The organism is Paraburkholderia phymatum STM815, from assembly GCF_000020045.1.
GTDB lineage: Bacteria > Pseudomonadota > Gammaproteobacteria > Burkholderiales > Burkholderiaceae > Paraburkholderia > Paraburkholderia phymatum.
In genome coordinates this window covers 3,026,376-3,047,454 of sequence record NC_010622.1, presented here as the reverse complement: position 1 = coordinate 3,047,454, position 21,079 = coordinate 3,026,376, and the positions used below count along the sequence as shown (strand labels likewise).

The 21,079-nt window shown below is 59.2% G+C and carries 12 protein-coding genes, 2 tRNA genes and 3 rRNA genes; 10 read left to right on the top strand and 7 right to left on the bottom strand.

The window, feature by feature from the left end; genetic code table 11:
• Window positions 1–7 precede the first annotated feature (7 nt).
• From paaK to paaN, 5 genes are all read right to left on the bottom strand, one after another.
• Window positions 8–1,312: a phenylacetate--CoA ligase PaaK gene (gene paaK / locus BPHY_RS13680; protein WP_012402064.1), complete on the bottom strand. Its 1,305-nt coding sequence runs from the start codon at window positions 1,310–1,312 to the stop codon at window positions 8–10.
• Window positions 1,313–1,388: 76 nt separating this feature from the next.
• Window positions 1,389–1,850 (bottom strand): hydroxyphenylacetyl-CoA thioesterase PaaI, encoded by a 462-nt coding sequence (paaI, locus tag BPHY_RS13675; RefSeq protein ID WP_012402063.1) that lies wholly within the window; start codon window positions 1,848–1,850, stop codon window positions 1,389–1,391.
• Window position 1,851: 1 nt separating this feature from the next.
• The gene (gene paaG / locus BPHY_RS13670; RefSeq protein WP_012402062.1) at window positions 1,852–2,643 is read right to left on the bottom strand and encodes a 2-(1,2-epoxy-1,2-dihydrophenyl)acetyl-CoA isomerase PaaG; all 792 of its coding nucleotides are present in this window, start codon (window positions 2,641–2,643) and stop codon (window positions 1,852–1,854) included.
• A 42-nt stretch (window positions 2,644–2,685) separates the two neighbouring features.
• Window positions 2,686–3,888, bottom strand: a complete 1,203-nt coding sequence (pcaF, locus tag BPHY_RS13665) for a 3-oxoadipyl-CoA thiolase (protein ID WP_012402061.1) — start codon at window positions 3,886–3,888, stop codon at window positions 2,686–2,688.
• A 141-nt stretch (window positions 3,889–4,029) separates the two neighbouring features.
• Window positions 4,030–5,721: a phenylacetic acid degradation protein PaaN gene (paaN, locus tag BPHY_RS13660; protein ID WP_012402060.1), complete on the bottom strand. Its 1,692-nt coding sequence runs from the start codon at window positions 5,719–5,721 to the stop codon at window positions 4,030–4,032.
• Between the two features lie 136 nt (window positions 5,722–5,857).
• Between paaN and BPHY_RS13655 the strand changes: the two genes are divergently transcribed.
• From BPHY_RS13655 to rrf, 6 genes are all read left to right on the top strand, one after another.
• Window positions 5,858–6,634 (top strand): enoyl-CoA hydratase, encoded by a 777-nt coding sequence (locus tag BPHY_RS13655; RefSeq protein WP_012402059.1) that lies wholly within the window; start codon window positions 5,858–5,860, stop codon window positions 6,632–6,634.
• 444 nt (window positions 6,635–7,078) lie between these two features.
• Window positions 7,079–8,609: ribosomal RNA gene (locus BPHY_RS13650) — 16S ribosomal RNA — on the top strand.
• A 67-nt stretch (window positions 8,610–8,676) separates the two neighbouring features.
• Window positions 8,677–8,753 (top strand) — tRNA-Ile (locus tag BPHY_RS13645).
• Between the two features lie 46 nt (window positions 8,754–8,799).
• Window positions 8,800–8,876: transfer RNA gene (locus tag BPHY_RS13640), tRNA-Ala, on the top strand.
• 347 nt (window positions 8,877–9,223) lie between these two features.
• Window positions 9,224–12,105: ribosomal RNA gene (locus tag BPHY_RS13635) — 23S ribosomal RNA — on the top strand.
• Between the two features lie 137 nt (window positions 12,106–12,242).
• A 5S ribosomal RNA gene (gene rrf / locus BPHY_RS13630) occupies window positions 12,243–12,356 on the top strand.
• The 16S, 23S and 5S rRNA genes sit together here with 2 tRNA genes alongside, the layout of an rRNA operon.
• A gap of 257 nt (window positions 12,357–12,613) precedes the next feature.
• Here rrf and BPHY_RS13625 read toward each other — a convergent pair.
• A complete protein-coding gene (locus BPHY_RS13625; protein WP_012402058.1) occupies window positions 12,614–13,807 on the bottom strand; it encodes a M20 aminoacylase family protein in 1,194 nt (397 codons plus the stop codon).
• Between the two features lie 172 nt (window positions 13,808–13,979).
• Here BPHY_RS13625 and BPHY_RS13620 point away from each other — a divergent pair, with 172 nt between their 5' ends.
• Together BPHY_RS13620 and BPHY_RS13615 are read left to right on the top strand one after the other, a co-directional pair.
• Entirely contained in the window at window positions 13,980–16,058 is a 2,079-nt protein-coding gene (locus tag BPHY_RS13620; RefSeq protein WP_012402057.1) for a molybdopterin-containing oxidoreductase family protein, read from the top strand.
• A gap of 174 nt (window positions 16,059–16,232) precedes the next feature.
• The gene (locus BPHY_RS13615) at window positions 16,233–17,906 is read left to right on the top strand and encodes a long-chain fatty acid--CoA ligase (RefSeq protein WP_012402056.1); all 1,674 of its coding nucleotides are present in this window, start codon (window positions 16,233–16,235) and stop codon (window positions 17,904–17,906) included.
• A 204-nt stretch (window positions 17,907–18,110) separates the two neighbouring features.
• Here BPHY_RS13615 and BPHY_RS13610 read toward each other — a convergent pair whose 3' ends face one another.
• Complete coding sequence (locus BPHY_RS13610; protein WP_012402055.1) at window positions 18,111–19,319, bottom strand: porin; 1,209 nt, start codon at window positions 19,317–19,319, stop codon at window positions 18,111–18,113.
• Between the two features lie 291 nt (window positions 19,320–19,610).
• On the opposite strand from BPHY_RS13610, the gene coq7 reads away from it, so the two are divergent.
• Together coq7 and mraZ are read left to right on the top strand one after the other, a co-directional pair.
• A complete protein-coding gene (gene coq7 / locus BPHY_RS13605) occupies window positions 19,611–20,240 on the top strand; it encodes a 2-polyprenyl-3-methyl-6-methoxy-1,4-benzoquinone monooxygenase (RefSeq protein ID WP_041763616.1) in 630 nt (209 codons plus the stop codon).
• Between the two features lie 400 nt (window positions 20,241–20,640).
• A complete protein-coding gene (gene mraZ, locus BPHY_RS13600) occupies window positions 20,641–21,069 on the top strand; it encodes a division/cell wall cluster transcriptional repressor MraZ (RefSeq protein ID WP_041763615.1) in 429 nt (142 codons plus the stop codon).
• Window positions 21,070–21,079 lie beyond the last annotated feature (10 nt).

The following is a 21,079-nucleotide window of genomic DNA, read 5'->3' as shown; positions in this document are numbered from 1 at the left end:
TTGACGCTTAGGCGCCTGCCCTGCGCTTGTCGATCACGCGACGCGCCTTGCCCACCGAACGCTCGATGCCGTTCACGCCGAGCAGCACCACGTTCGCCGTCACGCCGATCAGCGCCTTGATGTCGTAAGCCAGCGCCTGTTTCGCCGCCGTCAGCGCGACCGTGTCCGGCGCGGTTTCCGGACAGGGTTCGACGTTCAGTGTCATCACGTCCAGCGGGCCTTCCTTGGTGAGCACGATCTGGTAGTGCGGCGCGAGCGCGTGCTGCTTGAGCAGCAACTCTTCGATCTGCGTCGGGAACACATTGACGCCGCGGATGATCATCATGTCGTCCGAGCGGCCGGTGATCTTTTCCATTCGACGCATCGTCCGCGCGGTGCCGGGCAGCAGACGCGTGAGATCGCGCGTGCGATAACGGATGATAGGCAACGCTTCCTTCGTCAGCGATGTGAACACGAGTTCGCCCAGTTCGCCGTCTGGCAGCACGTCGCCTGTCTCGGGATCGATGATCTCGGGATAAAAGTGATCTTCCCAGATCGTCGGGCCGTCCTTGGTTTCGACGCATTCCGACGCCACGCCCGGCCCCATCACCTCCGACAGACCGTAGATGTCGACGGCGTCGATGCCCATCCGTTCTTCGATCGCGCGGCGCATGTCGTTCGTCCACGGCTCCGCACCAAAGATGCCGATGCGCAGCGAGCAATCTCTGGGATTGACGCCTTGGCGTTCCAGCTCATCGGCAATGGAGAGCATATAGCTCGGCGTCACCATGATGATGTCGGGGCGGAAGTCCTGGATCAGTTGCACCTGCTTCTCGGTTTGCCCGCCGCCAAACGGAATGACGGTCAGGCCCGCGCGCTCGGCGCCGTAGTGCGCGCCGAGACCGCCCGTAAAGAGGCCGTAGCCGTAGCTCACGTGTACCTTGTCGCCACGTCGCGCGCCTGCTGCGCGGATAGAGCGCGCGACCAGGTTCGCCCAGTTGTCGATATCGCGCGCCGTATAACCGACGACGGTTGGCTTGCCCGTGGTGCCCGACGACGCGTGGATTCGCGAGATCCGTTCTTGCGGTACGGCGAACAGGCCGAACGGGTAGTTATCACGAAGATCCTTCTTCGTGGTGAACGGGAAGCGTGACAGGTCGGACAGCGTCTTCAGCTCGGCCGGATGTACGCCCGCTTCGTCGAATTTACGTCGGTAGACAGGCGAATTTTCATACGCGTGCGCGAGCGACCATTTCAGCCGTTCGAGTTGAAGCCCGGCGAGCTCGTCGCGGCTCGCCTTTTCGATCGGATCGAGCGGGAGCTGGGTAGTCATCGAATGTCTCCTTGCTTTTCAGAATAGGATGCCGCGCGAAAGGCGACGCAATTTCTTGAAAGGGTGAGGCTGCCCGTCAGTTGTCGACGGGGATCACCGTGCCTTTGATCTGCGCGGACTTGCCGCGAAACATCGCAACGATCTCGTTTGCGCGATTCGTGACGCGAATGTCGTAGATGCCGTTGCGGCCGCTCAATGTCTGCTCAACTGCTTCTGCCGTGAGAACCTCGTCAGCTTGCACGGGGCGCAGAAACTCGATGGAACAGCCCGCTGCGACGGTGTTGATGTTGTACGAGTTACAGGCGAACGCGAATGCCGAGTCGGCCAGGGTGAATATCAGGCCACCGTGACATATCTGGTGACCGTTCAGAAAGTCGGGCCGTACGTTCATGCGCAGGCGCGCGTAGCCGGCGCGCACTTCGACGATTTCGATGCCGAGTGCCTTGCTGCAGGCGTCGTTTGCATACATGGCTTCGGCGGTTGCGCGGGCGAGTTCGTCGGCTGTCATGGCGTTGCCAACGTCGGGTTGCGTGGACATGTCAGCGGCCCTCGAAGCGCGGTGCGCGCTTTTCGATGAACGCGCGGACACCCTCTGCGTAGTCTTGTGACGCGCCGAGTTCGCGCTGCATGTCGCGCTCGAGATCGAGCTGCTGATCGAGCGTTTGTGTTGCGCTCGAGCGCATGGCCTGCTTGATGGCCGCAATCGCACGCGTCGGTTGTTGCGCGAGTTGCGCGGCGAGCGTGCCGGCTGCGGTCTGCAGCTCGGCATCGTCGACGGCCTGCCAGATGAGACCCCAGCTTTCGGCCTTTTCCGCGTTGAGCTTGTCGCCGGTGATCGCCAGTCCCAATGCGCGAGCCATGCCGACGCGCTGCGGCAGGAACCACGTGCCGCCGGAATCGGGTACCAGCCCGATTTTGACGAACGCCTGGATAAAGCTGGCAGAACGCGCGGCCAGCACCAGATCGCAGGCGAGCGCGAGATTCGCGCCTGCGCCCGCGGCCGTGCCGTTCACGGCGGCGATGACGGGCAGCGGCAGCGCCTGCAAACGGCGGATCAATGGATTGAAGTGCCTGTCGATCAGGTCGCCGAGGTCCGTCATCGCGCCCGGCGTGAAGTCGAGATCGGCCAGATCCTGACCGGCGCAAAACCCGCGGCCTGCCCCCGTCAGCACGAGGGCACGCGCACGGGAGGCCTCGACTTCGTCTAGCGCCGCGCTCAGTTCGTCGTGCATTGCGCGCGTGAAACTGTTCAGCTTGTCGGGGCGGTTTAGCGTCACGGTGGCGACGTGCGTCGTCGCGTCGATGTGGACGCGGATCGCTTCAAAGGGCATCGAATGTCTCCTCGTCTGCATACGTTCCGGATGGGGGGGCGCTCAGACGCGCTCGATGGCGAGCGCGATGCCCTGGCCGACACCGATACACATGGTGCACAGGGCGTAACTGCCACCCGTGCGTTCGAGCTGATAGAGCGCTGTCGTAATCAGACGCGCGCCGGAAGCGCCAAGCGGGTGACCCAGCGCGATGGCGCCGCCGTTCGGGTTCACGCGCGGGTCGTCGTCACGCAAGCCGAGTTGCCGAAGAACGGCCAGACCTTGCGACGCGAACGCTTCGTTGAGTTCGATTACGTCGAACTGGTCGAGCGTCATATTCAGCTGTTTCAGCAGTTTCTGCGTGGCGGGTGCAGGGCCGATACCCATGATGCGCGGCTCGACGCCGGCAGTCGCCATACCGATCACACGAGCGCGGCGACGCAGGCCGTATTGTTCAGTTGCTGCCTGGTTGGCGATGAGCAGAGCGCAAGCGCCGTCGTTGACGCCCGACGCATTACCCGCCGTGACCGAACCGTCCGGACGCACAACGCCCTTCAGTTTGCCCAGTGCTTCGAGCGACGTTTCGCGCGGATGCTCGTCTAGCGTCACGCAGACCGGGTCGCCCTTTTTCTGCGGAATCTCGACGGGCACGATTTCGTGCGCGAGCGTGCCGTCGCGTTGCGCGCGCGCTGCCTTTTCCTGGCTGCGCAGTGCGAACGCGTCCTGATCGGCGCGACTGATTTCGAAATCGACGGCGACATTCTCTGCCGTTTCGGGCATCGAATCGACGCCGTATACGCGCTTCATTTGCGCATTGACGAAGCGCCATCCGATGGTCGTGTCATAAATCTCCGATTGGCGCGAAAATGCCGACGTTGCTTTGCCCATCACGAAAGGCGCGCGCGTCATGCTTTCCACGCCACCCGCGATCATCAGGCGAGCCTCGCCTGCCTTGATCGCGCGGGCTGCCGTGCCGACTGCGTCCATGCCCGAACCGCAAAGCCGGTTGATCGTGGAACCTGGGGCGTCTGTCGGCAAGCCTGCGAGCAGCGCCGACATGCGTGCGACATTGCGGTTGTCCTCGCCGGCCTGATTGGCGCAGCCGTAGATCACGTCGTCGAGCGCGCGCCACTCCACGCCCGGATTTCTTTCGATGAGCGCCTTGATCGGAACAGCGCCCAGGTCGTCCGCGCGGACATCTTTCAAGGCGCCGCCATAGCGGCCGAAAGGAGTGCGGATCGCGTCACAGATAAAAGCGTCGGTCATGTCGGAGTTCCAGCGAAGAGCGGGCGGGCGGATGTGCGCGCGCCCTTGAACTGCATCTTAGTTCGACGTCTGGCGCGTTTTCAGTCGCGCAGAAGTTATAGGCCAAAACGTCGGTCAAACGTCCTATATTGTTCGGGCGGCTTATGCGGCAACCGTCTTCGGTTCAACATGAACTCGACTCTGAACGACACGGAAGCGGTTCGCGACGAAGGCGGCGTCAGCGAGCGCGGCATTGGCAGCGGGGTTGGCTCCCGTCCCGTGGAAGTCCGAGAACGCGGCCGACTGATTGACGAATACGCCGCCAGTCAGGTTGATCGAAAGTGCCACGCCGCCTTGAATCGAAGCGTCCGTGGCCGCTTCGAGCACGCTTTCGTCGGTGCTGTAAACGGAGAGCGTTAGCGCGCCGTGTTCGGAGGCGATCTGGCCGGCTAGCTCGAGCGACTGTTCGGTCGAATCCGTCGCTATCACGAACGAGATGGGACCGAACCATTCCTTGGTGAACTTCGCCTGGTCCTTTGCAGCATCGAGTTGCATAACCAGCGGCGTGCGCACGCGGGCGCCTTCGAACGCGGGGTGCTGAAGTGATTGACTATCAGCCAGAACGCGACCGAGCTTGCGCGCTTCATCGATACGTCGTGCGACGCCTTCGTTTTGGATCGCCCCGAGCAGTTCGACTGCGCGCGCCGGGTCCGAACCGAGCTTCTGGACGGCGCTCGCAATCGCTTCGGCAACTGCTTCGAACGAAAGCGGGCCTGCAGCGGTGCGGACGCCGTCGCGCGGCACATAGATGTTTTGCGGGGCCGTGCACATCTGACCCGAGTACAGCGCGAGCGAGAAGGCGATGTTGCGCGCGGCGGATTTGATGTCGTCGACCGAGTCGATCACGATCTGGTTCACGCCGGCCTTTTCGGTGAACACTTGCGCCTGATGCGCATTCCGTTCGAGCCAGGTACCGTTTTGTGTGCTGCCCGTGAAATCGATCAACTTGATCTCCGGGCGTTGCGCAAGGGCCTGAACGAGTTCCCCGTCGTTTGGATCCGTCGCGAGCAAGGTAACGACGTTCGGATCGAAGCCGGCTTCGCGCAAAACTTCGCGAGCGACGCGGACAGTAATTGCAAGCGGCAGGATTGCGCCTGGGTGCGGTTTGACAATCACGGTGTTGCCCGTTGCCAGGTCTGCGAACAGGCCGGGGTAGCCATTCCACGTCGGAAACGTGCAGCAGCCGAGCACGAGACCCGTGCCGCGTGGCACGATGGTGAAGTGCTTTCGCATCGCGAGCGGAGGATTCTTGCCTTGCGGCTTTTCCCAATGGGCGTCGGCCGGAATCCGGCGCAGTTGATCCCAGGCATAGGCGACGGCTTCAAGTGCGCGATCTTGGGCGTGGGGACCACCCGCTTGGAAAGCCATCATGAATGCCTGGCCGGTGGTGTGCATCACGCTGTAGCCGATCTCGAAACTAAGGCGATTGATGCGCGCAAGGACTTCAAGGCTTACGCCTACCCAGGCTTTGGGTCCGGCTTCGCGCCATTGGCGCTGGGCGTGGGATGCTGCGGCGATGAGCGCATCGGGATCCGATTTCGGGTAACGGATGCCCAGCGGAAAGCCGAACGGCGATTGCTCGGCGCCGACCGTCTCACCCGTGCTCGGCTGATCCAGTTCGAAGGTCTTATTCAGATGAGCCTTGAATGCAGACTCGCCGTCCGCATTGGCGGTTTCCCCGTACACTTTGGGACTCGGCATTTCGGAGAACGGGCTCCAGTAGCCGCGGGTTTCGATGGCGGCGAGTGCTTTCTGCAGCGTGTCTTCGTGCTTCGTGAAGAGTGAGTGGGTCATGGCGGGCAGGTTTCTGACTGAACGTTAGAAGGAACCTCGTCGATTTATTGACCGACCGGTTGGTTGGTGAATGTTAGCATTATTGGGATGCGGCGCGAGCCCCTTGCGTCTGCAGGTAAACACTTAGGAGGAGTGCATGGCATTCGAAAACATTCTGGTTGAGACGCGCGGCCGCGTCGGGTTGATTACGCTGAATCGTCCGAAGGCGTTGAACGCGCTTAACGATGCTCTCATGGACGAATTGGGAGCGGCGCTACGCGCGTTCGACTCGGATGAAAACATTGGCGCACTTGTCGTAACCGGGAGCGAAAAGGCATTTGCGGCGGGTGCAGACATCGGAATGATGGCGACGTATTCCTATATGGATGTCTATAAGGGCGACTACATCACCAGGAACTGGGAGGCAATCCGGTCAGTTCGCAAGCCGATCATTGCGGCGGTAGCCGGGTTCGCATTGGGTGGCGGCTGCGAGCTCGCGATGATGTGCGACATCATCTTTGCGGCCGACACCGCCAAGTTCGGTCAACCGGAAATCAAGCTGGGCATCATGCCGGGAGCAGGTGGAACGCAACGCTTGCCGCGTGCGGTATCAAAGGCCAAAGCAATGGATATGTGCTTGACTGCACGTTTCATGGATGCCGCCGAGGCTGAGCGATCGGGATTGGTGTCGCGCGTGATTCCCGCTGCGGATCTGATTGATGAGGCAATTGCTGCGGCCGCGACGATCGCAGAGTTTCCAATTCCGGCAGTGATGATGGTGAAGGAGTCGGTGAATCGCGCGTATGAGACGACGCTGGCCGAGGGCGTGCATTTCGAGCGCAGGCTGTTTCATTCGCTGTTCGCGACTGAGGATCAGAAAGAAGGGATGGCGGCCTTCGTTGAGAAGCGCAAGCCGGTTTTCAAGCATCGTTGATGGAACTCGTCAAAAAAGCGCTTGCAAGTGCTCACGCGAGCGCCTAGAATTCCGCTCTTTCGCGCTGCGGACAACGTGGCGCGGGAGAAGCGGAGAAGGACAGGGGAGCCAGCATTGACGGGCTTTCCGATGGAGTCGACAGGTTGGGTAGTTAAAAAACCGGTTGACGAAACGAAAAAGGTTCTTCATAATCTCGTTTCTCTGCTGCTGACGCAGCAACGCGGTGAAAGCAAGGCGCTTCCTGCGAATGTTCTTTAAAAACTAACAGCCGATAAGTGTGGGTGCTCGATGGCGAGCGCGCGGTGATCTTCGGATTGCCGCAATAGCGAAAGTAATCGAGTCTCACACGAAGAAATTGAGGAAGGTTTGAGCAATCAGATCTTTCGTCAGTGATTTTGAGTGAGCGACCGGGTTCGAGAGAGCCCGAAAAACAGTAACAGGTTTGAACTGAAGAGTTTGATCCTGGCTCAGATTGAACGCTGGCGGCATGCCTTACACATGCAAGTCGGACGGCAGCGCGGGCTTCGGCCTGGCGGCGAGTGGCGAACGGGTGAGTAATACATCGGAACGTGTCCTGGAGTGGGGGATAGCCCGGCGAAAGCCGGATTAATACCGCATACGCTCTGAGGAGGAAAGCGGGGGATCTTCGGACCTCGCGCTCAAGGGGCGGCCGATGGCAGATTAGCTAGTTGGTGGGGTAAAGGCCTACCAAGGCGACGATCTGTAGCTGGTCTGAGAGGACGACCAGCCACACTGGGACTGAGACACGGCCCAGACTCCTACGGGAGGCAGCAGTGGGGAATTTTGGACAATGGGGGCAACCCTGATCCAGCAATGCCGCGTGTGTGAAGAAGGCCTTCGGGTTGTAAAGCACTTTTGTCCGGAAAGAAAACTTCGCCGCCAATACCGGTGGAGGATGACGGTACCGGAAGAATAAGCACCGGCTAACTACGTGCCAGCAGCCGCGGTAATACGTAGGGTGCGAGCGTTAATCGGAATTACTGGGCGTAAAGCGTGCGCAGGCGGTTCGCTAAGACCGATGTGAAATCCCCGGGCTTAACCTGGGAACTGCATTGGTGACTGGCGGGCTAGAGTATGGCAGAGGGGGGTAGAATTCCACGTGTAGCAGTGAAATGCGTAGAGATGTGGAGGAATACCGATGGCGAAGGCAGCCCCCTGGGCCAATACTGACGCTCATGCACGAAAGCGTGGGGAGCAAACAGGATTAGATACCCTGGTAGTCCACGCCCTAAACGATGTCAACTAGTTGTCGGGTCTTCATTGACTTGGTAACGTAGCTAACGCGTGAAGTTGACCGCCTGGGGAGTACGGTCGCAAGATTAAAACTCAAAGGAATTGACGGGGACCCGCACAAGCGGTGGATGATGTGGATTAATTCGATGCAACGCGAAAAACCTTACCTACCCTTGACATGTACGGAACCTTGCCGAGAGGTGAGGGTGCCCGAAAGGGAGCCGTAACACAGGTGCTGCATGGCTGTCGTCAGCTCGTGTCGTGAGATGTTGGGTTAAGTCCCGCAACGAGCGCAACCCTTGTCCCTAGTTGCTACGCAAGAGCACTCTAGGGAGACTGCCGGTGACAAACCGGAGGAAGGTGGGGATGACGTCAAGTCCTCATGGCCCTTATGGGTAGGGCTTCACACGTCATACAATGGTCGGAACAGAGGGTTGCCAAGCCGCGAGGCGGAGCCAATCCCAGAAAACCGATCGTAGTCCGGATCGCAGTCTGCAACTCGACTGCGTGAAGCTGGAATCGCTAGTAATCGCGGATCAGCATGCCGCGGTGAATACGTTCCCGGGTCTTGTACACACCGCCCGTCACACCATGGGAGTGGGTTTTACCAGAAGTGGCTAGTCTAACCGCAAGGAGGACGGTCACCACGGTAGGATTCATGACTGGGGTGAAGTCGTAACAAGGTAGCCGTATCGGAAGGTGCGGCTGGATCACCTCCTTTCCAGAGCTTCGCGTTCACAAGTTGAGCGCTCACACTTGTCGGCTGTTGTTTGAAGACAGGCTTTGAGGGGTCTGTAGCTCAGTCGGTTAGAGCACCGTCTTGATAAGGCGGGGGTCGTTGGTTCGAATCCAACCAGACCCACCACGTTGTCTGCGGTGTGACGAGTGAAACCTCAAGGTGCGGTATCTGCGGGGGATTAGCTCAGCTGGGAGAGCACCTGCTTTGCAAGCAGGGGGGTCGTCGGTTCGATCCCGTCATCCTCCACCAGTTTCCAATGCCTAGTGTCCGGTCCGGAAGGGGGCCGCGCGTTATGCATTGGCAATTGAGCCAGTCAGACTGGATGCGCGCAAGCGCATATCGGCTGTCGTTCTTTAACAATCAGGAAGAAGTAGTAAAGAGATTCGCGAAAGCGTGCTTAGAGATGGGCGCGCGAGTAGGCGAATCAGGGTTGTGATTGTATCGAAAGTATTTAAGGGTTGTCGAAAGACAGCCTTGGAATACGGCACAACACGCAGTGTGTGGGCTCCCCGATAAGTGCTGAGGCACGAACGTGGACCGACACGCGAAAACTCAACCTGTAGCGGATGTTATCGAAAGAGACATACCCGTTATAGGGTCAAGCGAACAAGTGCATGTGGTGGATGCCTTGGCGATCACAGGCGATGAAGGACGCGGTAGCCTGCGAAAAGCGGTGGGGAGCTGGCAAACGAGCTTTGATCCACCGATATCCGAATGGGGAAACCCGGCCCGTATGGGTCACCCGCAACTGAATCCATAGGTTGCGTGGAGCGAACGCGGTGAACTGAAACATCTAAGTAACCGCAGGAAAAGAAATCAACCGAGATTCCCAAAGTAGTGGCGAGCGAAATGGGACCAGCCTGTACTCTTTATCTTCGTTGTTAGCCGAACGCTCTGGAAAGTGCGGCCATAGTGGGTGATAGCCCCGTAGGCGAAAACAGCGAGGAAGAACTGGGTGTACGACAAGTAGGGCGGGACACGTGAAATCCTGTCTGAAGATGGGGGGACCATCCTCCAAGGCTAAATACTCGTGATCGACCGATAGTGAACCAGTACCGTGAGGGAAAGGCGAAAAGAACCCCGGGAGGGGAGTGAAACAGATCCTGAAACCGCATGCATACAAACAGTCGGAGCCTCGCAAGGGGTGACGGCGTACCTTTTGTATAATGGGTCAGCGACTTACATTCAGTGGCGAGCTTAACCGATTAGGGCAGGCGTAGCGAAAGCGAGTCCGAACAGGGCGAATCAGTCGCTGGGTGTAGACCCGAAACCAGGTGATCTATCCATGGCCAGGATGAAGGTGCGGTAACACGTACTGGAGGTCCGAACCCACTAACGTTGAAAAGTTAGGGGATGAGCTGTGGATAGGGGTGAAAGGCTAAACAAACCTGGAAATAGCTGGTTCTCTCCGAAAACTATTTAGGTAGTGCCTCGTGTATCACCTTCGGGGGTAGAGCACTGTCATGGTTGAGGGGTCCATTGCGGATTACCTCGCCATAGCAAACTCCGAATACCGAAGAGTGCAATCACGGGAGACAGACATCGGGTGCTAACGTCCGGTGTCAAGAGGGAAACAACCCAGACCGCCAGCTAAGGTCCCCAAATATGGCTAAGTGGGAAACGAAGTGGGAAGGCTAAAACAGTCAGGAGGTTGGCTTAGAAGCAGCCACCCTTTAAAGAAAGCGTAATAGCTCACTGATCGAGTCGTCCTGCGCGGAAGATGTAACGGGGCTAAGCCATATACCGAAGCTGCGGATGCGTGCTTTGCACGCATGGTAGGAGAGCGTTCCGTAAGCCTGCGAAGGTGCACTGGAAAGTGTGCTGGAGGTATCGGAAGTGCGAATGCTGACATGAGTAGCGATAAAGGGGGTGAAAGGCCCCCTCGCCGTAAGCCCAAGGTTTCCTACGCAACGTTCATCGGCGTAGGGTGAGTCGGCCCCTAAGGCGAGGCAGAAATGCGTAGCTGATGGGAAGCAGGTCAATATTCCTGCACCAGTGTGAAATGCGATGGGGGGACGGATCGCGGAAGGTTGTCCGGGTGTTGGAAGTCCCGGTCGCTGCGTTGGAGAAGGTGCTCTGGCAAATCCGGGCACGGGATTCAAGGGCGTGGCGCGAGTCGCTTAGGCGACGAAGCAATCGGAAGGGGTTCCAGGAAAAGCCTCTAAGCTTCAGTTTCACATTGACCGTACCGCAAACCGACACAGGTGGGCGAGATGAGTATTCTAAGGCGCTTGAGAGAACTCGGGAGAAGGAACTCGGCAAATTGGTACCGTAACTTCGGGATAAGGTACGCCCCTGTAGCTTGATGCGCCTGCGCGCAGAGGGTGAAGGGGTTGCAATAAACTGGTGGCTGCGACTGTTTAATAAAAACACAGCACTCTGCAAACACGAAAGTGGACGTATAGGGTGTGACGCCTGCCCGGTGCCGGAAGATTAAATGATGGGGTGCAAGCTCTTGATTGAAGTCCCGGTAAACGGCGGCCGTAACTATAACGGTCCTAAGGTAGCGAAATTCCTTGTCGGGTAAGTTCCGACCTGCACGAATGGCGTAACGATGGCCACACTGTCTCCTCCCGAGACTCAGCGAAGTTGAAGTGTTTGTGATGATGCAATCTCCCCGCGGCTAGACGGAAAGACCCCATGAACCTTTACTGTAGCTTTGCATTGGACTTTGAACCGATCTGTGTAGGATAGGTGGGAGGCTATGAAGCGTGAACGCCAGTTTGCGTGGAGCCGTCCTTGAAATACCACCCTGGTTTGTTTGAGGTTCTAACCTTGGCCCGTGATCCGGGTCGGGGACAGTGCATGGTGGGCAGTTTGACTGGGGCGGTCTCCTCCCAAAGTGTAACGGAGGAGTACGAAGGTACGCTAGGTACGGTCGGAAATCGTGCTGATAGTGCAATGGCATAAGCGTGCTTAACTGCGAGACCGACAAGTCGAGCAGGTGCGAAAGCAGGTCATAGTGATCCGGTGGTTCTGTATGGAAGGGCCATCGCTCAACGGATAAAAGGTACTCTGGGGATAACAGGCTGATACCGCCCAAGAGTTCATATCGACGGCGGTGTTTGGCACCTCGATGTCGGCTCATCTCATCCTGGGGCTGTAGCCGGTCCCAAGGGTATGGCTGTTCGCCATTTAAAGAGGTACGTGAGCTGGGTTTAAAACGTCGTGAGACAGTTTGGTCCCTATCTGCCGTGGGCGCTGGATATTTGAAGGGGGCTGCTCCTAGTACGAGAGGACCGGAGTGGACGAACCTCTGGTGTACCGGTTGTCACGCCAGTGGCATCGCCGGGTAGCTATGTTCGGAAGAGATAACCGCTGAAAGCATCTAAGCGGGAAACTCGCCTTAAGATGAGATATCCCCGGGGCTTCGAGCCCCTTGAAGGGTCGTTCAAGACCAGGACGTTGATAGGTCAGGTGTGGAAGCGCAGTAATGCGTTAAGCTAACTGATACTAATTGCCCGTAAGGCTTGATCCTATAACAGGTCTGTCTCGGTACCACACAGGTTGAGACAACAGCGTTGTGCCCGCAACACGACACAACACAACCCCCCTCTTTACGCTTCTTCCAGATTGGCTGTGGCGCACCGCGATGCGACGCAGCAACCCGTCATGCCTGATGACCATAGCGAGTCGGTCCCACCCCTTCCCATCCCGAACAGGACCGTGAAACGACTCCACGCCGATGATAGTGCGGATTGCCCGTGTGAAAGTAGGTAATCGTCAGGCTCCTTATCCATCGCCATGACCCCGCCCTCAAAAGCGGGGTCTTGGCGTTTGTGCGGTCGATGTTTCAGCATGCACCACTCAATAATTCACTTCTGACCGTTCGTGCGGCCCGCCACGTCCCTCACAAGTTCAGGCATCGCGGCATCGGGGTTCGACAACAACTTAAAGCGGGATCCGAGGCGCGAGATGACGATAACGATTCTGCCTTAAGTCTTGCAGTCGGTCGCCAACTCCGCGCGGCGCTAAATGTTCGGCTCTTACCCTGCGGCCAAAAATCTCTCGGCCAACCGAACCCAGTATGTCGCACCCACCGGCAGCAGTTCATCGTTGAAATCGTAGCTCGCGTTGTGCAGCATGCAGGGGCCCGCACCGTGTCCCGCCTCGCGGTGACCACCTTCGCCGTTGCCCAGAAACGCATAACACCCGGGCTTTGCCAGCAGCATGAAGGAAAAGTCCTCGGCGCCCATCGTCGGTTCGACGGAAGCGTCGACCTTCTCGTCTCCAACGACTTCCCGCATCACTCTTGCGGCAAACTGTGTCTCGTTGCTGCTATTGATTGTCGGCGGATAGTTACGGTGAAACGTCATCTCAACGGAACACTCATACGCGTCGGCGGTGCTTTGCACAATCTTGCGCATCCGTGACTCAATCAGATCGAGCGTCTCCGTCGTGAAAGTTCGCACTGTACCCGCGAGCCATGCTTGATCCGGAACGACGTTCACGGCATCGCCGGCATGAATTTGCGTAATCGAAAGGACAGCTGTATCGAGCGGCTTCTTGCTGCGCGTGATCACGCTTTGTAACCCATTTGCGATCTGCACAGCAGTGAAAACCGGATCGCGTCCATTGTGGGGCAACGCCGCATGCGCCCCCACGCCTTTGATTTGGATGCGAAATTCGTTACTGGATGCCATGATCGGGCCTTCGGTAACACCGAAATGCCCAGCCGGCATGCCCGGCCAGTTGTGAATGCCGAACACCGCATCGACCGGAAAGCGCGTGAACAAGCCATCGTCGATCATAGCTTGCGCGCCGGCTCCGCCTTCCTCGGCGGGCTGGAAGATGAACACGATCGTACCGTCGAAATCGCCGTGTTTTGCAAGATGTCGCGCAGCGCCGAGTAGCATCGCAGTATGCCCGTCGTGGCCGCACGCGTGCATCTTCCCTTCGTTTTTCGACCGATGGTCGAAAGTATTCAATTCCTGGATAGGCAGCGCGTCCATGTCGGCGCGCAAGCCGATCGATTTCGGTCCTGCGCCGCGCTTGAGCACGCCGACCACGCCGGTTTTACCGATTCCCTCATGCACTTCGATACCCCATCCGGCCAGCGTTTTGGCGACCAAAGACGCTGTCTGCGTCTCCTCATACCTCAATTCCGGATTGGCGTGGATCGTTCGTCGGAGCGTCTGAATTTCACCGCGGGCGGCTTGGATTTCAGGGAGTAGTTTCATGATGAAATGAGTGTCTGGCTGTGAGCAGTGTGATCCGGACAGTCGATTCCGGGAGATAGTCGAAATCGATTCTACGCCGATCCCCATTTTTGACGGCCATGCGTCAAATCTGTTCGCCAGAACGTAATAAAATCAATACCTTCATCCGCGCTGTCCCTGTCGATATAAACACATGAACGCTCCCGTTGAATTTGCCCGCGCCGTCTGCCCGCACGATTGCCCGGATACCTGCGCGATGCGCGTGACGGTCCAGGGCGGTCGTGCGATCAAGGTCGTCGGCGATCCGGACCATCCGCCCACCCAAGGCGTGCTGTGCACGAAGGTCAGCCGTTATGCAGATCGCGTTCACCACCCTCGCCGGCTGACGACTCCGATGCGGCGCGTCGGTCCCAAGGGCGAGGGGCGTTTCGAGCCGATCAGCTGGGACGAAGCGCTGCATCTGGCAGGCGAGCGCCTGTCGGAAATCGCCGCCCGCGCGCCCGAAGCAATCTTGCCGTACAGCTACGCCGGCACGATGGGTTTCGTGCAGGGCGACAGCATCGCGCAACGGTTTTTCCATAAGCTCGGTGCGTCTCAACTCGACCGGACGATCTGCGCAGCGGCCGGCGCGGCGGGCCTCAAGTACACGTATGGCGCGAGTCTCGGCATGCACACCGAGTTTTTCGCCGAGAGCGAACTGATTCTGATCTGGGGCGCAAACCCGATCGCCTCCAACCTGCATTTCTGGACGCGCGCACAGGAAGCCAAGCGCAACGGCGCGCGCCTCATCGCGATCGATCCGTATCGCTCGCTGACGGCCGAAAAGTGCCACCAGCACATCGCGCTGAGGCCGGGCACGGACGGCGCGCTCGCGCTCGGCATGATGCATGTGCTGATCGCCGAAGAGATGCTCGATCGCGCATATATCGCCGATCACACGCTCGGTTTCGAGCAACTCAACGCGCGCGCGCTCGCCTATCCGCCTTCGCGAGCCGCGCAGATTTGCGGCATCGAAGAACAGGTAATCGTCGATCTCGCGCGTCTTTATGGCCGCACAAAAAAGGCGGCAATCCGTTTGAACTACGGGATGCAACGGGTGCGCGGCGGCGGCAATGCCGTGCGCGCGATCGCCTGTCTGCCTTCGCTGACGGGCGCATGGCGCGAGCGCGCGGGCGGAATGCTGCTGTCGTCGTCGGGCTGGGCGCCCGTCGATTCACACGCGCTTTCGCGTCCCGATCTGATGCCGGGCTGGCCGTCGCAGCCGGCGCGTGTCATCAACATGAACGCAATCGGTGATGCGCTGTGCCATCCGGGCGATGCGACTTTTGGTCCGAAGATCGAGGCAATCGTCGTGTACAACTCAAACCCCGTGGCCGTGGCGCCCGACTCGGCGCGGGTCGCGTCCGGTTTCGCGCGCGAGGATCTGTTCACGATCGTTCTCGAGCACTTCCAGACGGATACGGCCGACTACGCAGACTTACTGCTGCCGGCGACGACCCAGCTCGAGCATCTGGATATTCACAAGTCGTACGGCCACACGCACGTGATGGTGAATCTGCCCGCGATCGCACCCGTTGGAGAAGCGCGTCCGAATACGGAGATCTTCCGCGGCATCGCGCGGTCCATGAACCTCGACGAACCGGCGTTGTACGACAGCGACGAGACGGTAGCGAAGTCGGCCTTGCGGTGGAATGACCCGCTGCTGGAAGGCGTCACGTGGGACACACTCAAGCGTGACGGCTGGGCGAAGCTGAAGGTGTCGGATGCACCGTTCGCAAACGGCGGATTCCGCACGCCGTCGGGCAAGTGCGAGTTTTTCAGCGAGCGTCTCGCGCAGGCGGGCCTCGAGCCCGTACCGGATTATCTGCCGCCGTACGAATCGGCGGACGGCTCGCCGGATCTCGCCGAACGCTATCCGCTCGCGATGATTTCCCCGCCCGCACGCAATTTCCTCAACAGCACCTTCGTCAACGTCGACAGCCTGCGCGCGACGGAAGGCGAGCCGCACCTCGACATGCATCCCGCAGACGCATGTGAACGTGGCATCAACGACGGTGATCAGGTTCGCATCTTCAATGATCGCGGCTCGATGCAGGCTCGCGTCCGTGTCACCGGGAAATCCCGCGAAGGGCTCGTCGTCGGTCTGTCAATCTGGTGGAAGAAGCTCGCGCCGGACGGCCGAAATGCCAACGAGGTCACAAGCCAGGCGCTGACCGACCTCGGCGGTTCGGCGACTTTCTACGACTGCCTCGTCGAAGTCGAACGCGCCTGAGCCATTTTCCGAGCGCGCGGCGGATCCTCCTCCGCGCCACCGCGCCACCGCGCCCCTGTCCGCGCTTTCGAGTGCATCGTCTAACTGGTGGCCTATCCCGAATGTCGACGCTTGCTCGCATGCTACGATGCGCTTTTTAGCACGACCATTCGAAAATCACGGAGGAGACGCCGTATGGAAAAAGTCTGGCTGAAATCGTATCCGCCCGGCGTACCCAAAGAGATCGACGCGACGCAATACGATTCGATTACCTCGTTGCTCGAGGAGAGCTTCCGCGACAATCGCGCGAAGCCCGCTTTTGCGTGTATGGGCAAGCAGATCACATACGGCGAACTAGACAGCCTGTCAACGCGGCTCGCCGCCTGGTTCCAGGCGAAGGGCATTGCGCGCGGCGCGCGTATCGCCATCATGATGCCCAACGTGCTGCAGTATCCCGTCGCGCTCGCGGCGATCTTGCGCGCGGGCTATGTGGTCGTGAACGTGAATCCGCTTTACACGCCGCGCGAACTCGAACATCAGCTGAAAGACAGTGGCGCAGAAGCGATCGTCCTGCTTGAGAATTTCGCGGTGACGTTGCAGGCGATCGTCCGCAATACGGCGATCAAACATATCGTCGTGGCGTCGATGGGTGATCTGATGGGCGCGAAGGGCTTAATGGTCAATTTCGTCGTGCGGCGCGTGAAGAAGATGGTGCCCGCATGGCAACTGCCCGGTTACATCGCATTCAACGACGCTCTTTCGGAAGGCGCTCGAAGCCGGCTCAAGCCAGTTAAGCAGACCCCCGACGACGTCGCTTTCCTTCAGTACACGGGCGGCACGACAGGGGTCGCAAAGGGCGCGACGCTGCTGCATCGCAACCTGGTCGCGAACGTGCTGCAGTCGCACGCGTGGGTCGAGCCCGCACGCAGCAAGCGCCGCGATATCGATCAGTTCGTGACCGTTGTTGCACTGCCGCTGTATCACGTGTTTGCGCTGACCGTCTGTGGCCTGCTGACGATTCGTACGGGCGGCCTGGGCGTGCTGATCCCGAATCCGCGCGATATCGCGGGGATGATCAAGTCGCTGCACGGCTACAAGATCACGACTTTCCCTGCTGTCAACACGTTGTACAACGCGATGCTCAATCACCCGGATTTCACCAAGCTCGATCTTTCGAACCTGCTGGTCGCGAACGCGGGCGGCATGGCCGTCCAGGAAGCTGTCGCGAATCGCTGGTACGAGCGTACGCGCGCGCCCATTGTCGAGGGCTACGGTCTTTCGGAGACGTCGCCGTGCGTGACCTGCAATCCGACGACGGTCACTGAATACAGCGGCACGATCGGTTTGCCGCTGCCGTCCACGGAAGTCTCGATCCGCGATGACGACGGTAACGAACTCCCGAACGGTCAGGCCGGCGAACTGTGCATTCGCGGTCCGCAGGTGATGGCAGGCTACTGGAACCGTCCCGAGGAGACGGCAAAGGTGATGACGGCCGATGGCTTCTTCCGCTCGGGTGACATCGCCACCCTCAGCGATGACGGCTTCGTGAAGATCGTCGATCGCAAGAAGGACATGATTCTTGTGTCGGGCTTCAACGTCTATCCGAACGAGATCGAAGATGTCGTCGCGAAGCATCCGGGGGTGTTCGAAGTCGCAGCCGTCGGCGTGCCTGACGAGCATTCGGGTGAAGCGGTGAAGCTTTACATCGTGAAAAAGGACGACGCGATTACCGACGCCGACATCTTCGCCTACTGCAAGGATCAACTGACGGGCTACAAGCGGCCGCGGACGGTCGAGTTCCGCACGGAACTGCCGAAGAGCAATGTCGGCAAGATACTGCGTCGCGAACTGCGCGACGGCCGCGTGTGAAAGTGGCGATTAGCTAACACAACGCTTCAGGCGAGAGAGACAACCGCGAACAGACGGGCACCGCAGCTCGCGCAAAGAATACGGCCCGACGGTGTAGACCGTTGGGCCGTATTCTTTGTGCGGGTATCGACGCACCGCGGCGACGCACCAATAAAAAAGGGCGTCCGAAGACGCCCTCGAGGGTTACTACGCTTTCACAACTTATTAGAACTTGTGACGGATACCGACACGAACCGTGGTCTGGTTGTTCGAGTTCGACGGCGTCAGGCCGTTGATCGAAGCAACGGCCGACTGACCCGTCGAGTCCGTACCGGAAGCGTGCTGGTACACGCCGATCAGATAGACGTCCGTGCGCTTCGACAGGAAGTAGTCCGCACCCAGTGCGCCCTGGTTGTAGTGCGCACCACCGTGACCGTTGAAGTCGGCGAGGCGCGTGTAGTCGTACGCAGCGCCCAGCACGAGAGCCGGCGTCAACTGATACTTGAAGTTGATTTCGCCATTGTTAAACGTCGCCGTGCCCTTGTATGCCGGAGCGGTGACGTTGGCTGCACCCAGATTACCGAACTGGATGAACGAATACGTCAGGCCGACCGTCGCAGCGCCGAACGTGTATGCGCCGCCCGCGCCACCGACCTGGTACGAACTTGCCGAAGCGAAGCCCGAGATGACCGGGTTACCCTGGACGCCCGTCACCGTCGTCCTGCCGATGTTGTTGTTCGGGTTAGCCAAGCCGCTCGGCGTATTGCCCCAGAACGATTGGTTCGGATCGCGGACGTTCAAATAGCCTGCGCCCAACACGAGCGGGCCGTTATTATAGCCAGCGCCCAACGACCAGATCTGGTTGCGGCCCGTTGCGCCCGCGACGCCACCGAGGCTATACATACCGCCGAACGTCAGGCCGGCGTAGTTTGCGCTCGTGTACTTGATCGCGTTGTTCACCCGGTTGGCGTTGTTGAAGTTGTCCAGATCGTCCGGGTGAGCCGCGATGTAGCCGCCCCACTGGTCGCCGGCTTCCAGCGGACCGACAAAGTCGACCACGGAGTCATATTGGCGACCGAGCGTCACCGTACCGAACTGGCTCGACAGACCGACATAAGCCTGACGACCGAACAGCGAGCCGCCTTGACCGGATTTGCCGCTGTTCACGTCGAATCCGCTTTCCAGCACGAAGACAGCCTTCAGGCCGCCGCCCAGGTCTTCAGCGCCGCGGAGGCCCCAACGGCTGCCCTGCATCACGCCGCTCGACAGGTTGTACAGATGGTTACCGGTACGTCCGGCGCCTGCCGCCGTCTGCACGTTGCTCGTGTAGTTAAAACCTTCATCAATAATGCCGTACAACGTCACGCTGCTCTGTGCGTGAGCGACGCCAGCAAACGCGCCCAATGCTGCAAGAGCGAGAAGCGACTTTTTCATCGAAAGATCTCCAAGGATTTGCAAATTATTTTCAAACAAGGCAAGTAGTTATCTATGTTGCGACCTTGCATAACTTCGTCAGGAAGTTGCCACGTAATGTAACAAAGACACCTAAGCGCACAAAGAAAAAGGAGCCCGCCAATTGGACCGCTGTTTCGTTTACGCAACATGATCTAAAATCCGAAATCGGCCGTCGGAAACGCTACGGAACTTTTTCTGTCGTCGCCCGCAAATCATTGCTGGACAAGAGTTTGCGAGAAGTGGTCCGCGCGCCGGGTTCTGGAGGTCGGAATGCTGCTTGATGAATTGATTACTGAGTTTGATCGGGGTTTACGCTCGATGACCGGGGTGTCGCGCATGTCGCGTCCCCTGCCCGTCCCGCCGGCATCGACAGAACATGTCGAACTGACCGACGAAGAGCGCGCGCACTCGGCGGGATTGATGCGTGTCAATCATGTGGGCGAGGTCTGCGCGCAGGCGCTTTATCAGGCGCAAAAGATGGCGACGCGTTCACCCGCGCTGAAGCAGGCCTTCGAGCACGCCGCCCGCGAAGAGGAAGATCACCTCGCGTGGACCTACAAGCGCCTCGAAGCGCTCCAATCGCGTCCGAGTCTGCTTAATCCGCTCTGGTATGCTGGCGCGCTCGCGATCGGTTTCGCGGCTGGCCGTCTCGGCGACCGTGTGAGCCTCGGCTTCATGGCGGAGACGGAGCGGCAAGTGGAGCTTCATCTGGACGGACATCTGACCAGGTTGCCGGAAGGCGATCACGAGTCGCGAGCGATCGTCGAACAGATGCGTGTCGATGAAGCCGCGCATGGCAAGGCGGCGACGGATGCCGGCGGCCTCGAGCTGCCGTTTCCGGTGCGTGCTCTAATGCGGGCGGCGTCCAAAATCATGACCCGCACCGCGTATCATATTTAATCCGACAACCAGATCCGCTGGAAGTGGGACGGCGTTCTCAGCGCCGTCCTGAAAATCGCTCCAAATCCACCGCTACTCCGCGCTTTTCGTCCTCCCCGAACGCTTTTGCTCCACGCTCTTCCGCGGCACTTTTCAGGTATCACCTTCACAAGGTTCACTAGCTCATTCATTTATAACGATTTTCCGTTTTAGATGCGGCGTGAGCAAGTCGCGCTAAGTCCTTGTTCTAGCAAACAAAATCGGCGAAAAAAGCGCGCCGCTCCCTTGACCGGTGTTGGGGGTTACTCTAAAGTGGGAGACAGTGTGAGAAAGTGTATTTTTGTGTGATGTGCCGCGCTTTCTCCAGTAAATTTCCAGAATCGGGCGACATCTTTCGGCGCCCTGACAAAAGGGGAGTGAAGTGTTCCAAGGGGCGTCAGCGCTGACACTCGATGCGAAGGGGCGGATGTCCGTGCCGTCTCGCTATCGTGATGCGCTGCAAGGACAGGCAGAAGGCCGAATGACCATTACGCGTCATCCGGACGGCTGCCTGTTGCTGTTTCCGCGCCCCGAGTGGGAAGTCTTCCGCGCCAAGATCGTCAACCTGCCAATGGATGCCAAGTGGTTCCAGCGCATCTTCCTCGGCAGCGCGGCGGACGTCGAACTGGATACGGCCGGCCGCGTGCTGATCGCGCCGGAATTGCGCCAGGCGGCGAAGCTGGAAAAAGAAGTGATGTTGCTTGGAATGGGAAGTCGGTTCGAGATCTGGGACAAGGAAACCTACGACGCGCAGGAACAGGAAGCGATGTCGCAAGGCATGCCCGAGTCCTTGAAAAACTTCACATTCTGACCGCAGGTAA

Coding starts and splice junctions, on each gene's coding strand:
- paaK (WP_012402064.1), bottom strand. CDS start 1,312: ATGACTACCCAGCTCCCGCTCGATCCGATCGAAAAGGCGAGCCGCGAC.
- paaI (WP_012402063.1), bottom strand. CDS start 1,850: ATGTCCACGCAACCCGACGTTGGCAACGCCATGACAGCCGACGAACTC.
- paaG (WP_012402062.1), bottom strand. CDS start 2,643: ATGCCCTTTGAAGCGATCCGCGTCCACATCGACGCGACGACGCACGTC.
- pcaF (WP_012402061.1), bottom strand. CDS start 3,888: ATGACCGACGCTTTTATCTGTGACGCGATCCGCACTCCTTTCGGCCGC.
- paaN (WP_012402060.1), bottom strand. CDS start 5,721: ATGACCCACTCACTCTTCACGAAGCACGAAGACACGCTGCAGAAAGCA.
- BPHY_RS13655 (WP_012402059.1), top strand. CDS start 5,858: ATGGCATTCGAAAACATTCTGGTTGAGACGCGCGGCCGCGTCGGGTTG.
- BPHY_RS13625 (WP_012402058.1), bottom strand. CDS start 13,807: ATGAAACTACTCCCTGAAATCCAAGCCGCCCGCGGTGAAATTCAGACG.
- BPHY_RS13620 (WP_012402057.1), top strand. CDS start 13,980: ATGAACGCTCCCGTTGAATTTGCCCGCGCCGTCTGCCCGCACGATTGC.
- BPHY_RS13615 (WP_012402056.1), top strand. CDS start 16,233: ATGGAAAAAGTCTGGCTGAAATCGTATCCGCCCGGCGTACCCAAAGAG.
- BPHY_RS13610 (WP_012402055.1), bottom strand. CDS start 19,319: ATGAAAAAGTCGCTTCTCGCTCTTGCAGCATTGGGCGCGTTTGCTGGC.
- coq7 (WP_041763616.1), top strand. CDS start 19,611: ATGCTGCTTGATGAATTGATTACTGAGTTTGATCGGGGTTTACGCTCG.